This window comes from Acinetobacter sp. 40AMC3-4 (assembly GCF_049898185.1).
Taxonomy (GTDB): Bacteria; Pseudomonadota; Gammaproteobacteria; order Pseudomonadales; family Moraxellaceae; genus Acinetobacter.
Genome location: NZ_JAFCXG010000004.1, coordinates 106,891 through 121,021, shown reverse-complemented (window position 1 = coordinate 121,021; position 14,131 = coordinate 106,891). Strand labels below are relative to the sequence as shown.

The following is a 14,131-nucleotide window of genomic DNA, read 5'->3' as shown; positions in this document are numbered from 1 at the left end:
CAGATTCCTTATTCGCGAGAGAGCGCATCGACTGGATTCAGACGAGCAGCGTTACGTGCCGGGATAAAGCCAAACACAATCCCGATCAGGCTTGAGCAGACAAAGGCCGCTACAATCGAAGTGGTTGAATACGCCATCTGGAAAGTACCGCCGGCAAAATGGGTAATTAATTGGCCAATCCCGAGAGAAAGCAGCACACCCAAAATACCACCCAAGATACAGACCAGAACGGCTTCAATCAGGAATTGCTGCAAAATATCACTTTGACGGGCACCCACTGCCATACGCACACCAATTTCCTGAGTACGTTCGGTTACCGATACCAGCATGATATTCATTACGCCAATCCCGCCGACCACCAGTGAAATTACCGCAATTGCTGAAATCAGCAGAGTCATGGTCGCCGTGGTTTGCTGAATGGTTTCACGAATACTGTCGGCATTCTGGGTAAACACATCCTGCGCGCCATGTCGCTGTACCAGCAAATTCAAAATCGCATTTTCAGCCGCCGCACTTGGGTATTCATCCTTAATCCGCACAATGATGCTACGCACATTGGATTGCCCCAGCATACGGCTCATGACGGTGGAATACGGCAGATAGACATTCAGGCTGTCATTATTGCCCATCATGCCTTTTTGCGCGTCAATCACCCCGATAATCCGGCTCGGTACGCTCCCGAGTAAAATCACCTGACCCACCGGATTGGTGCCATCCTTAAAGAAGGTGTTTTTGGTATTGGTGTCAATGACGACATCTTGCGCCTGTTGCATGACGCTACTGCGGTCAAAAGGCTGACCGGACTGGAAAGTCATGCCACGCACGTAGAAGAAATCTTCACTGACGCCGTTGACCGTAGTTGAAGCTTCGATTTCTTTATAACGGCCGGTGACACTGCTATTCACCGATGGGCTGACGCCATCGACATACGGTTGTTCAGCTAGCGCATCGGCATCGGCCGGAATCAGGGTTTTGGACTGTGAAGATCTGGAATTATCCCCAAAGCCTCGACCCTGAAATACGGTAATGGTATTGGTCCCCAGACTGCTGATATTTTCCAGAATCTGCTTTTGTGAGCCATTACCGAGTGCCACCACCGAGACCACCGAAGCAATACCGATAATGATTCCGAGCATGGTGAGGAAAGTCCGCATGCGATGTGCATTCATGGCCAGCAAGGCCATCCGGAAGGCTTCACCCAGACGGTCAACTGCAGAACGCCATGAAGAAATCTTCTTTTGTTCACTGCGGATCAGCGGCTGTTTTTCCAGATGCTCTTCGACTTCAGGAACATTGGGCTGGTCGGAAATGATATTACCGTCTGAAATCTCGATAATCCGGGTCGCATTTTTCGCTACATTATGATCATGCGTGACCAGAATGATGGTATGACCTTTGGCATTCAGTTCACGCAAAATACGCATCACTTCAATACCGCTGTTCTTGTCCAATGCACCTGTCGGTTCATCGGCCAGAATCACGTCACCGCCATTCATTAGCGCACGGGCAATCGAAACCCGTTGCTGCTGACCACCAGAGAGCTGGCTCGGACGGTTCTGGGTTTTTTCACCCAGACCGAGATCAGTCAGAATCTTGACGGCTCGCGCATGCCGTTCAGATGAATCCGCACCGGCATAAATCGCAGGGACTTCGACATTGCCTGCTGCATTTAAATCGCCCAGCAGATGATAACGCTGAAAAATAAAGCCGAAATATTCACGGCGTAATTGCGCCAGTTCATCCGCTTCCAGTTCCCGGGTTTCACGGCCTTTGACCTTGTAGCTACCCGTGGTCGGTTTGTCCAGACAACCCAGAATGTTCATCAGGGTCGATTTACCGGAACCGGACTGACCGACAATCGCCACCAGTTCACCCGGATAAATCTCTAGATTCACCCCTTTTAAAATCTGGACCGTGCTTTCACCCGCAGGGAATTCACGAACCAGATTTTTCACCTCGAGGAGAGGCTGTTGTTGTGAATTCATGCTTACATTCTCATTGGGCCACGGCTATTGCCACCGCGTTTTGCTGCATCATTGGAGGTGTCAGAACCATCGGCAATCACCACCTGATCACCACGTTTTAAACCTTTCAGCACTTGCGCAGTCGCGCGGTTATTCAAACCGATTAATACAGGGGTTGGTTTTGCAGTACCATCGGCTTGCAAGACACGAACCATGCCACGTTGTGCTTTACCTTGCTCAATCAATGCAAGTTCTGCTTCAGACAGGTTTAGACGCGCTGGACGTTCACCGGCAGGGCGATTGCCTTGAGCCGATTCAGCTTCAGGACGTGATGCCGGACTGCCTTCACCGCGAGAACCCTCACCACGCGCTTCACCACGATTGGCACGTGGCGGACGGTTTGAACCTTGAATGGCCGCAGCAGGAATGGTCAGCACATTTTTGGCTTCATCCAGTACGATATAAACTTGTGCAGTCATATCAATACGTAATTTTCCATCTTCATTCGGTACATCGAACAATGCGTTGTAATACACCGCAGAACTTGACGATGAGCTTGAGGTATTGCTATCGGTATTAATTGAATTGGGTGCAGGCTCAACCTGACGTAGTTTGGCGTAAATCTTTTTCTCATTATTGCCTAACGTAGTGAAATAAACCGTCTGACCTTCTTCAACTTTCATGACATCCGCTTCAGAAATTTCAGCTTTAATGGTCATGGTGTCGAGTTTGGCCAGTTTAACAATGGTCGGCGCACTCTGGTTGGCATTCACGGTTTGACCTTCTTCAGTCACAATCGCCACAATCGTGCCATCCATCGGGGCTACAATCTGGGTATAGCCAAGATCTTCTTTGGCAGTCGCCAGCGTCAAACGCGACTGTTCAATCTGTGCATTGATAGCGGTGATATCCGCTTGCGCCGTTTTATAGTTCGCAAATGCCGATTCCAGCTCTGAGCGAGAAGTGGCATCCTGTGCATACATGGCTTTCTGACGGTTGTATTCAGCTTCAACTTTGGCCAAATTCGCCTGTCTTACTGCAAGTTGTGCCATCTGATTTTTAATGCTGGCTTCAGCGGTTTTTAAATCATTTTCCTGACGAACGGAGTCAATCCGCGCAATCAGCTGACCTTGCTTGACCTGATCGCCCAGTTCTACATACATTTTTCTGACCTGACCCGAAACCTGCGCCCCCACGCTGACCATCTTGGTCGCTTCCAGAATACCAGTCGCCAGTACAGAGCTTTCGATATCGCCTTGGGTGACTTCAGCCGTAATATATTGCGGAGGCTGTTCTTTGGGTTTGAGGAAGTACCACCCCGCAGCGATGAGCGCAATGGCAATCACGGCGGCCATAATCAATTTCGTCGGTTTTATTTTTGGCATGATCAATATCGGTTCAAAATCAGAGAATTGTGAACGATTATAAAAGCGAAATTAGGATAAATCGTGTATTTTTTTAAACTAATAGGAATGATTATTATTTTATTTTTCGAATTTTGACAAAGACTTAGTGAAATAGGGGCTTGCCACAGATACTGGAAATCGCCTGTAGTACCAAATGCTCCGGATTTTCATGTCCGAGTCCTTTAATTGAGGCATCAATTCTTAATAATAACCGCGGCCAGGCCAGAAAAGTCTGTGGGCTGAGACGGCGCAAGGCTTGTTGATATAACCCGACTTTGGTTTTCCAGATCCCGATTTGCAAGGCATTTTGCGGTTGTTCAAACAGCTGCATCAACAGACGCATTTCCTTGCTGAGACTCCATAAAATCAGGCTCATCGGTTCACCTGAAACGACTAGATACTGAAAAATTTTGATCGACTGGGAAAGATTACCTTGTAGCAGGGCATCGCTCAAATCATAGGTGCTATAACGTGACTGATCTTGTAAACATGCATATAAATGATCAACCTGAATGATATCGACTTCAGCAAAGGTATCGCTAACCCGCATCAGGCTGTTCTTTGCTGCAAGCAGGTTGTGCTCATGATGTTGTTCCAGCCATTGCCAGGCATCATTGGCTAAACGAATGCCGAGTTTTTCAGCTTCAATACCCAGAATCTGCTGCCGGTCTTTTGGATAATTGGCCACCAGCGAAACATTCACACCATTGGCATCAATCAGCTGAAAGAAACTGGATTTCAGGCTATTACTATCCTGTTTGGGCATCACCACCAACAGCAGGTTTTGTTCATTATGCTGCAAATAGTTTTTCAGTAACTTGATTGCGCTGGCATCCGGTTTGATATTGCCATGTACTTCAATCGCCAACTGGGTTGAAAACAGCGACAAGCTGTTCAAGGCATTAAAGACGGTTTTCCAGTCGGCGACCGAACTAATGTCATAGCGTTGACGTTCAATGTCCTGCTTTTGCCAGCTGGCCCGAAAGGCATCAATTAAATTCTGTTCCAGCAAAGGCTCTTGACCATGCAAGACCCAAGCACCGCGAGCTTCATCGACACGTTTCAGGGCTTGCAGATAATCAAGTTTCATAAAGAGGTCTTATTGAGCAGGTTGCGCTGAGGTATTTTGTTTGGCTAAGGGTAAGCGGTTCGATGAAATCTGACGCGCGATCTGCTGCGCCACATCATCAATAATGACCTGATTCAGATATTTTTGTTCCTGGTCATCGGTGTTGACCGTTTCAATATCATATTGATACGTACGTGTTGCCACGACAGTGCGTGGTTCAGTGATCGGATTGCCTTGTGCATCTTCAATCCGGAAAGTCACGTTTAAACGTAACAAGGTTTCAACTAGTTTACCGTTCAGTTCCAGACGGCGAGGGGTGTAATCCAGGACACGTAACACATAAGCATTGGGTGCATTACTCAGCTGTACGCCTGCAGCACCGAGGTAAACTGCCAGTTTTTCTTGCAGTTCTTCAGTATTGGGCGGTAAAGACAGGCTCATGACAGAGTAAGCAACAGGTGCGGAGCTCGGATTGGTTCCTTTCAGATGAAAACCACAGCCGACTAAGCCTGCACTCAGACCACAAGTTAAAACAATTGCTGCTAAACGTTTGCCCAAATGCATGTGTTGCCCTCTATGCTTCCCGAAAGGGAATATTTGAAATCCTGAACTGGATTGTAAAGTCAAAGCCCGTTGGCTGGCAACGGGCTTTGTTTGGGAATTTTGAAATCCTTCATAAAGTTCCTTCTCCCTTTGGGAGAAGGTTAGGATGAGGGTTTATATATTTACCTCTCCCTAACCCTCTCCTGAAAGGAGAGGGAATGTAAGGACTTAAACCACCAAATTCACTAATTTATTCGGTACCACAATTTCTTTCTTGGTTGGGCCAGTCAAGAATTGTTGAACTTCAGGCAATGCTTTGGCTTGAGCCAAAATATCATCTTTAGAAGCATCGACTGATACTTCTAACTTACCACGGAGTTTACCGTTGACTTGAACCACAATCGTTTGTGTATTACGTGTCAGCGCAGATTCATCTACCGTAGGGAATAAAGTTGAATTCAATTCAATGCCAAATTCGGCCAATAAAGTCTGGCTTAAATGCGGTGCAAATGGTGCAAGTAAAGTTAACAGCGTGGTAATCGATTCACGTGCAACCGCCACGTCATTGTCATCTTGGGCTTCAAATTTGTTGTTCGCGTTTAGAAGTTCCATCAATGCAGCAATGGCAGTGTTAAATGCATGACGACGCTCGATGTCATCACCCACTTTTTGGATGGTTTCGTGTGTTTTACGACGCAAGTCTTGCGCAGCAGTAGACAGCGCAGCTTTATCGAATTCAGTTGCTGCATTGCCTTGCTCAAGGAAGCCAGTCGCCAAACGCCATACACGTTTCAAGAAGCGGTTTGCACCTTCAACACCAGCATCAGACCATTCAAGAGATTGATCAGGTGGTGCAGCAAACATCATGAATACACGTGCCGTATCTGCGCCGTACTGGTCAATAATCGATTGTGGGTCGATACCGTTATTTTTCGATTTCGACATTTTTTCCTGACCACCAACCACAACTTCCTGGCCATCTTCTTTATATTTTGCAGAAAGCACACGGCCTTTTTCGTCTTTTTCAAGTTCGATATCTGCCGGGTTAAACCAGGTTTTCTTGCCAGATTCAGCCTCACGATAGAAGGTATCTGCAAGCACCATCCCTTGCGTTAACAAGTTAGTGAATGGTTCATTGCCTTGTACCACGCCTTCATCACGCATCAATTTGTGGAAGAAGCGTGCATAAAGCAAATGCAGAATCGCGTGTTCAACACCACCGATGTATTGGTTGACAGGTAACCAAGTTTGACCCGCTTCAGGTTTTACCATGCCATCAGTAAAGTCTGGAGATGCATAACGTGCATAGTACCAAGATGATTCCACGAAGGTATCTAGCGTATCTGTTTCACGACGAGCATCGCCACCACAGCTTGGGCATGACGTTTCGTAGAATTCAGGCATTTTGTTCAACGGGTTACCTGAACCATCTGGAACAACGTCAGTCGGAAGAACCACAGGAAGCTGCTCTTCAGGTACTGGCACTTGACCACATGATGGACAGTTAATCATTGGAATTGGACAACCCCAATAACGCTGACGGGAAACACCCCAGTCACGTAAACGGAATTGAACCTTAGAACTTGCCAGGCCTGTTGGTTCTAATTTGGCAAGGAATGCATCGTATGCACCCTGGAAATCTAGACCGTCAAATTCGCCTGAATTAACCAGTTTACCTTCTTTAGAACCATACCATTCTTGCCACTCTGTCTCAGAGAACTCAGCATCATCTGCGCCTTTGGCATCAATCACTTGCTTGATGGTCAAACTATATTTATTGGCAAATTCGAAGTCACGTTCATCATGTGAAGGCACTGCCATCACCGCACCTGAACCGTAAGACATCAATACATAGTTCGCGATCCAAACAGGAACTTCTTCACCTGTGACAGGGTGTTTTACAGAAAGACCGGTTGCCATGCCTTTCTTCTCGGCAGTCGCAAGATCCGCTTCTGCCACAGAACCCATACGGCATTCTTCAATGAATGCACCCAATTCTGGGTTTGTTTCAGCCGCTTTCAGCGCCATCGGGTGTTCTGCTGCAACTGCAACATACGTTACGCCCATCAGCGTGTCGGCACGTGTGGTGAAGACTGTTAAACCATCTGCATAAACTTCTGGATTCGCTGAAGGGAAGGTGATTTCCATCCCTTGTGAGCGGCCAATCCAGTTACGTTGCATGGTCAATACTTGTTGTGGCCAACCGTCTTTAAGCGTGTCTAAATCGTCCAGTAACTCTTGCGCATAATCAGTGATGCGGAAGTAGTACATTGGAATATCACGTTTTTCTACCAATGCACCTGAACGCCAGCCGCGACCATTTTCAACCTGTTCGTTGGCAAGAACAGTCTGATCGACCGGATCCCAGTTCACTGTAGAAAGTTTACGGTAGATCAAACCTTTTTTATAAAGCTGAACGAATAACCATTGTTCCCAGCGGTAGTATTCTGGTGTGCAGGTTGCGAATTCGCGATCCCAATCCACTGCAAGACCTAACTTTTTCAACTGATTACGCATGTAATCAATGTTTTCAAAGGTCCATTTTGCAGGAGCAACTTGATGCGCAATCGCTGCATTTTCAGCAGGCAGACCAAAAGCATCCCAACCCATCGGTTGCAGGACAGTTTCACCTTTTAAGCGATGGAAACGGCTGATCACGTCACCAATCGTATAGTTACGCACATGACCCATATGTAGCTTGCCACTTGGGTAAGGGAACATCGAGAGAATATAACGACGTGGACCTTCTACAGTGTCGGCAACTTTAAAGGCTTTGCGAGATTCCCAATCCTGTTGGACTTGAGGCTCAATCGCACTGGCTTGATATTCGGAATCAATGTGAGTAGTCATAAACGTATCAGTGAATTACGGTGAAAAAAGTCTGTTGCACAGCATAGCGCAAAATGTACCTAAAAGTGAATTTTGCGCCGGCATTTCCCGAAGAAAAAACACGCTGTTCTATATAGAGGTGTCTTATAAAGCAACTGCACGATTTTTAGATTGCTGCAAGGCTTCGTTGGCTTCACGTTGTTGCTGGTCCTGATTCGCAGGAACTTGAGGGGCTTGTTGCTGTTGTTCTTGAGGTGTGTTCTCGGTTTGAACTTCAGTTTCAGTCGTTCTAGATGATGCTGGTGCTGAATTTTTCCAGCCATAGGTATCCACTGTGGTGGCTTTTTTCGCAGATTTCGGTGGTGGCGTCTTGGTATAATGCGTGACACCTTTCGCATCGACCCATTTATGATACTGGATCGCGGAAGCGCTGGTGCTACAGATGCTCAAAACAACTGCGCAACTCAAACTGAAGGCGGTTAAAAAAGATATTTTCATTGTTCTTGGGCCTCGTCTTTCTAGGCGTAATATACTGCAATTATTGTAATAATTTTTTAGTAAAAATGATGGATTTTTATCTGTTTTATTCACTATTAATTAAAAAAACCAGTACAAGCTTGAATTTAAATAATCATTAACAAATTTTCATATTCAAAATTTATTAATAAGCAGTTTACTTTGATTTAATAAAAATTCATTCATTTTTTTTATATAAGACATATTAAAAATTTATAAAAATAAACTATTAAGTATATGAATTATATTAAATTAATTGAGGTTGTAGGAAGGTGGGGAATGGCTGCAAGCAGTAATTGCTGTTAAAAACAGCAAATTTGAATGCTATAAGTACAGATTGCCTGTTTTTTAAACTTGACTTTAAAGCCTGAAAACACAAGAATGCTGCAATAGTTTTATATGCCTTAGATCGATCACCCTTCGACTAAGAGTCATTTCATGCAGTGGGCGATTTCTCTAGCCGAGAAATTGAACAAAGCTAAGCAAAATATGTTTATCCCAACATGTTTTAGGTCTCGTATTGCTCGAACAGCGAAGAGATCAGATTTTTTTCCTATTGCTATGAAAACTATGAAATTTGTGTGCTATAACAGTGCAGACAGTTAACAAATGAAACACTGCAAATGCCTTCCATTTGTGCAGTGAATAATATTAGGGTGAATCACGTTGGAACTTCTATCTGGTGGTGAAATGCTTGTTCGCGCATTAGCGGACGAAGGCGTTGAACATGTTTTTGGATACCCAGGCGGCGCAGTTCTTCATATTTATGATGCGCTATTTCAACAAGACAGAATCAATCATTATCTCGTACGTCACGAACAGGCTGCTGGTCACATGGCCGATGCTTACTCACGCGTGACAGGCAAGACCGGTGTTGTGCTGGTGACTTCAGGTCCGGGCGCAACCAACACGGTGACCCCAATTGCAACGGCCTATATGGACTCAATCCCGATGGTGATTTTGTCAGGTCAGGTTGCGAGTCATCTGATTGGTGAAGATGCATTTCAGGAAACCGATATGGTCGGTATTTCACGTCCTATCGTGAAACATAGCTTCCAGGTGCGTCATGCCAGCGAAATTCCTGCGATTATCAAGAAAGCCTTCTATATTGCGTCTTCAGGTCGTCCAGGTCCTGTAGTGATTGATATTCCAAAGGATGCGACCAATCCTGCAGAGAAATTTGCTTACGAATACCCAGAAAAAGTGAAGATGCGTTCGTATCAGCCACCGTTCCGTGGTCACTCAGGTCAAATTCGTAAAGCGATTGAAGAACTGATCCATGCTAAACGCCCAGTTATTTACTCAGGCGGTGGTGTGGTTCAAGGCAATGCTTCAGCACAATTGACAGAGCTTGCGCATCTATTGGGTTATCCAGTGACCAATACCTTGATGGGTCTTGGCGCATTCCCGGGTGATGATGAACAGTTCATCGGTATGTTGGGTATGCACGGTACTTATGAAGCTAACATGACCATGCACAATGCAGATGTAATTCTGTGTGTGGGTGCGCGTTTCGATGACCGTGTGACCAACAATCCTGCAAAATTCTGTCCAAATGCTAAAGTCATTCATATAGATATCGACCCAGCGACAATCTCAAAAACCATTATGGCGCACATTCCAATTGTCGGTGCTGTAGAGCCTGTACTGAATGAGATGTTGAACCAGTTGAAACAGCTTAATGTTTCTAAGCCAAATCCTGAAGCGATTGCGGCATGGTGGAAACAGATCAATGAATGGCGCAAGGTTCATGGCGGTCGTTTTGAAGCGGGTGTTGATGGCGTGATGAAGCCACAACAAGTGGTTCAGGCATTGGATAAAGTGACCAATGGCGAAGCGATCATTACTTCTGATGTCGGTCAGCATCAGATGTTTGGTGCGATGTATTACAAATACAAACGTCCACGTCAATGGATCAACTCAGGTGGTCTAGGCACCATGGGTGTAGGCTTGCCGTATGCAATGGCTGCGAAGCTTGCATACCCGGAACAGCAAGTGGTGTGTATCACCGGTGAAGCATCGATTCAGATGTGTATCCAGGAACTGTCGACCTGTAAGCAATATGGCCTGAATGTAAAAATCCTGTGCCTGAATAACCAGTCTTTAGGGATGGTGAAGCAGTGGCAAGATATGAACTATGAAGGACGTCATTCAAGTTCTTATGTAGATTCATTGCCTGATTTTGCCAAACTGATGGAAGCCTATGGTCATGTCGGTATTCAGATTAATCATGCCGATGAGCTAGAGTCGAAGCTTGCAGAAGCGATGGCGATTAACGACAAGTGCGTATTTATTAACGTTATGGTAGATCGTACCGAGCACGTTTATCCGATGTTGATTGCGGGTCAGTCGATGCAGGATATGTGGTTGGCGAAAGGGGAGCGCACGAAATGAGACATATTATCTCTGTACTCGTAGAAAACGAATCAGGCGCGCTTTCCCGTTTAGTGGGTTTGTTTTCACAGCGTGGCTACAATATCGAAACATTGAATGTTGCTCCGACTGAAGATCCAACGCTTTCACGTTTGACATTGACCACCTATGGCGATGATCACAAGATTGAGCAGATCACCAAACAGCTTAACAAGCTGGTTGAGGTGGTTAAAGTGGTGGACCTGTCTGAAGGTGCACATATTGAGCGTGAATTGATGCTGATTAAAGTCAAAGCATTGGGTTCATCGCGTGACGAAATCAAACGTACGGCAGATATTTTCCGTGGTCAGATTGTCGATGTAACACCAACGACCTATACCATTCAAATCGCAGGGACTACTGAAAAAGTGGATGCGTTTATTGATGCACTTGCAGAACACACGATTTTAGAAGTGGTTCGTTCAGGTGTATCAGGTATCGCACGCGGCGAAAAAGTACTCACCATCTAAATTTTAAGTATTTCCTCATCTGAATAAGAAGAGGGGGTCAGGCAATGTAAATTTAAGGGTCATTGCCTGATTTAACGGACAAACAAGCATTTAAGCGGAGACAGCAATGCAAATTTTTTACGATAAAGACTGTGACTTATCTATCATCCAATCTAAGAAAGTAGCGATCATTGGTTACGGTTCACAAGGCCACGCGCATGCGCTTAACCTGAAAGATTCTGGTGTTGACGTAACTGTAGGTTTACGTGCGAACTCTGCTTCTTGGAAGAAAGCTGAAAATTCAGGTCTTAAAGTTGCTGAAGTTCCTGCTGCTGTAGCACAAGCTGACGTAGTGATGATTTTGACGCCAGATGAGTTCCAATCTCAACTTTACCGTGACGTAATTGAGCCAAACATCAAGCAAGGCGCTACTTTAGCATTTGCTCATGGTTTCTCGATTCTTTATAACCAAGTTGTTCCACGTGCTGACTTAGACGTAATCATGGTTGCACCTAAAGCTCCTGGTCACACCGTACGTTCTGAATACCAACGTGGTTCAGGTGTTCCTGACCTTATCGCGATTCACCAAGATGCTTCTGGTAATGCGCGTAACGTTGCTCTTTCTTACGCTTCAGGCGTAGGTGGCGGCCGTACAGGTATTATCGAAACTTCATTCCGTGAAGAAACTGAAACTGACCTATTCGGTGAGCAAGCAGTTCTTTGTGGTGGTGCAGTTGAATTGGTTAAAATGGGCTTCGAAACTCTTGTTGAAGCTGGTTATGCGCCTGAAATGGCATACTTCGAATGTCTACACGAACTTAAATTGATCGTTGACTTAATGTTCGAAGGCGGTATCGCGGACATGAACTACTCAGTATCGAACAACGCTGAATACGGCGAATATGTAACGGGTACTGAAGTAATCAACGAACAGTCTCGTGAAGCAATGCGTAATGCACTTAAACGTATTCAATCTGGTGAATACGCGAAGATGTTCATTCAAGAAGGTGCGTTGAACTACCCATCTATGACTGCCCGTCGTCGTCAAAATGCGGCGCACGGTATCGAAGTTACTGGTAACAAGTTACGTGCGATGATGCCTTGGATTCAAGCGAACAAAATTGTAGATAAAGAAAAGAACTAAGGTTTCGTGCCTTAAAAAGAGGAAAGCAGCGCTTGCCTCTTTTTTCGTACCTTGGATCCAAGCAAACAAAATCGTTGATAAAGAGAAAAACTAATTTCTCGAATTATTTGATTTGAATGCGAAAACCCACTCTATTTGAGTGGGTTTTTTATTTCTATGTTTACGTGCCTTAAAAATGGGAAAACAGTACTTTTCCATTTTTTCATACCTTAGATTCAAACAAATAAATTCTCTAGTTGGTTGATTTTCATGCTATAAAAACCTTGCCAACGCGGGGGGGTATAGGGGGAAATAATGAAAAAAGTATTATCTGACGAACAAAAAAGAAAATTGAGAATCTTAGAACCTCGATTAGAGAGAGCGATTTTAGAGAAAAATTTAAAATTTGCTAAAGAGATAGTGGTAGATCTCCAGTCATTATTAAGACCCACACAGCATTTTGTTAGATTAGTTCAATCAAAAAATAAATTATGTGAGTTAGCAATTGAATTAGGGCAGTTTGACTCAATTTTAAAAATTTTAGAGTCCAATATTCAGGTATTAAAACCTAAAACAAGAATTTATATTGAAACAATATCATTGTTGGCAATCTACCATTTACGTCTAAAGGAAGTTGATAAGGCTAAAAAATATATTAAAGAGGTTCTGGAAAATCATATGGTTATCAAGACAGAACGAACTCGAAAAATTTTTCATAGTGAAATCATTGATCGATTTAATCAAGAAGTGGCAATTGCGACTCTCACAGGTTTTCATGATTTTACAATTGATCAAGACGAAGTAGAAAGAGAAGCTATACGTATGATTCAAACTTTATCAGATGATGAAATTTATGCAGAGATAGGCAGGCTTTCACCTCAGTCAACAAAAGATTTGATTTATGTAGTGCATGATTATTCTTTAAAACAATTACCATTCACACAAAGAGTAATGTTACCAAGCCCTAACCAAAAAATTAAAGATAAGGAGGTTGGAGTAACTGTTTATGATGCAGTAAAAAGAGTGTTGTATAACTCAATGTGCAATCCAGAAACTGAAATTTATAAAGCATGGTATACGAATGGTTTGCAAGTTTTCCTAACTAAAAAATATATTTTAACTACTGTAATTAGTTCGCTAACAACTTTAGGATTTGGGGCTACAATGGTTGTAGCATCTTTGGTGGCATTAATCACAAAGTTTGGAATTGAAGTGTATTGTGAGAAGAATAAGCCTTTATATATTTCCCATATAAGGCAAGTTGCAGAGTGATGGTTTAAGAAGCGTAGATATATTCATATGCTAAAATCCTGCCTTATTTTTCATCTCCCAAAAATAAGACAGAGCGTAAAAACTCATTCTTATTGATCATGTCCACACTCAATTTTTTATTATTTGATTTGTATAAATCAGTTATTGAACCGTAATTGTACGATCTCTAAAAAAAATCAATTAAAAAATATTGAAATAAACATCACTAAACTTATTTTTACCTTGAGGTCAATCAAAAAAATATTTATTAGAATATAAATTTTGAAATTAAATATTAAAATTATTGATAAATTAAATTAATAGTAATTAAAATTTAATAATATTATAAAATTAATTATTTACTTTGTTACATTTTTATACTCTAGGTTCAATATATGCTTTGTGTTGTTTGATTGTAATTGTTTGTTTAGCTGAAAAATATTAAACTTTTATGATGCTGTAAAAATAACTATAAAAAATAAAAAAAATAATTTTTTTAAAGGGTAGTATCTGGAAATTGTAAGCATTTGTAAGATTTATTTCCAGTTTAAATGGAGTAATTTGAAAAA

The 14,131-nt window shown here is 43.4% G+C and carries 10 protein-coding genes; 4 read left to right on the top strand and 6 right to left on the bottom strand.

The window, feature by feature from the left end; genetic code table 11:
* Positions 1-8 precede the first annotated feature (8 nt).
* From ACP7BU_RS06765 to ACP7BU_RS06740, 6 genes are all read right to left on the bottom strand, one after another.
* A complete protein-coding gene (locus ACP7BU_RS06765) occupies positions 9-1,985 on the bottom strand; it encodes a MacB family efflux pump subunit (RefSeq protein ID WP_044109938.1) in 1,977 nt (658 codons plus the stop codon).
* A gap of 2 nt (positions 1,986-1,987) precedes the next feature.
* Complete coding sequence (locus tag ACP7BU_RS06760) at positions 1,988-3,349, bottom strand: MacA family efflux pump subunit (RefSeq protein ID WP_004733071.1); 1,362 nt, start codon at positions 3,347-3,349, stop codon at positions 1,988-1,990.
* Between the two features lie 124 nt (positions 3,350-3,473).
* The gene (holA, locus tag ACP7BU_RS06755) at positions 3,474-4,460 is read right to left on the bottom strand and encodes a DNA polymerase III subunit delta (protein ID WP_085064524.1); all 987 of its coding nucleotides are present in this window, start codon (positions 4,458-4,460) and stop codon (positions 3,474-3,476) included.
* Between the two features lie 9 nt (positions 4,461-4,469).
* On the bottom strand, positions 4,470-5,003 hold the full coding sequence (locus ACP7BU_RS06750) for a hypothetical protein (protein ID WP_004733068.1): 534 nt from the start codon (positions 5,001-5,003) through the stop codon (positions 4,470-4,472).
* A 207-nt stretch (positions 5,004-5,210) separates the two neighbouring features.
* The gene (leuS, locus tag ACP7BU_RS06745; RefSeq protein WP_425879166.1) at positions 5,211-7,832 is read right to left on the bottom strand and encodes a leucine--tRNA ligase; all 2,622 of its coding nucleotides are present in this window, start codon (positions 7,830-7,832) and stop codon (positions 5,211-5,213) included.
* Between the two features lie 123 nt (positions 7,833-7,955).
* Positions 7,956-8,309 (bottom strand): DUF4124 domain-containing protein, encoded by a 354-nt coding sequence (locus ACP7BU_RS06740; protein ID WP_005250747.1) that lies wholly within the window; start codon positions 8,307-8,309, stop codon positions 7,956-7,958.
* Between the two features lie 684 nt (positions 8,310-8,993).
* Here ACP7BU_RS06740 and ACP7BU_RS06735 point away from each other — a divergent pair.
* The 4 genes from ACP7BU_RS06735 to ACP7BU_RS06720 all read left to right on the top strand — a co-directional run bounded on the left by ACP7BU_RS06735 (position 8,994) and on the right by ACP7BU_RS06720 (position 13,583).
* Positions 8,994-10,721, top strand: a complete 1,728-nt coding sequence (locus ACP7BU_RS06735) for an acetolactate synthase 3 large subunit (protein ID WP_004278370.1) — start codon at positions 8,994-8,996, stop codon at positions 10,719-10,721.
* Positions 10,718-11,209: an acetolactate synthase small subunit gene (gene ilvN / locus ACP7BU_RS06730; RefSeq protein WP_004278369.1), complete on the top strand. Its 492-nt coding sequence runs from the start codon at positions 10,718-10,720 to the stop codon at positions 11,207-11,209. The genes ACP7BU_RS06735 and ilvN overlap by 4 nt, the downstream gene beginning before the upstream one ends.
* Positions 11,210-11,315: 106 nt before the next feature.
* A complete protein-coding gene (gene ilvC, locus ACP7BU_RS06725; RefSeq protein ID WP_004278368.1) occupies positions 11,316-12,332 on the top strand; it encodes a ketol-acid reductoisomerase in 1,017 nt (338 codons plus the stop codon).
* A gap of 294 nt (positions 12,333-12,626) precedes the next feature.
* A complete protein-coding gene (locus ACP7BU_RS06720; protein WP_425879169.1) occupies positions 12,627-13,583 on the top strand; it encodes a hypothetical protein in 957 nt (318 codons plus the stop codon).
* Positions 13,584-14,131 lie beyond the last annotated feature (548 nt).

What these genes read in the sequence shown, in the direction of transcription:
- ACP7BU_RS06765 (WP_044109938.1), bottom strand. Translation starts at nt 1,985, where the DNA reads ATGAATTCACAACAACAGCCTCTCCTCGAGGTGAAAAATCTGGTTCGT.
- ACP7BU_RS06760 (WP_004733071.1), bottom strand. Translation starts at nt 3,349, where the DNA reads ATGCCAAAAATAAAACCGACGAAATTGATTATGGCCGCCGTGATTGCC.
- holA (WP_085064524.1), bottom strand. Translation starts at nt 4,460, where the DNA reads ATGAAACTTGATTATCTGCAAGCCCTGAAACGTGTCGATGAAGCTCGC.
- ACP7BU_RS06750 (WP_004733068.1), bottom strand. Translation starts at nt 5,003, where the DNA reads ATGCATTTGGGCAAACGTTTAGCAGCAATTGTTTTAACTTGTGGTCTG.
- leuS (WP_425879166.1), bottom strand. Translation starts at nt 7,832, where the DNA reads ATGACTACTCACATTGATTCCGAATATCAAGCCAGTGCGATTGAGCCT.
- ACP7BU_RS06740 (WP_005250747.1), bottom strand. Translation starts at nt 8,309, where the DNA reads ATGAAAATATCTTTTTTAACCGCCTTCAGTTTGAGTTGCGCAGTTGTT.
- ilvN (WP_004278369.1), top strand. Translation starts at nt 10,718, where the DNA reads ATGAGACATATTATCTCTGTACTCGTAGAAAACGAATCAGGCGCGCTT.
- ilvC (WP_004278368.1), top strand. Translation starts at nt 11,316, where the DNA reads ATGCAAATTTTTTACGATAAAGACTGTGACTTATCTATCATCCAATCT.
- ACP7BU_RS06720 (WP_425879169.1), top strand. Translation starts at nt 12,627, where the DNA reads ATGAAAAAAGTATTATCTGACGAACAAAAAAGAAAATTGAGAATCTTA.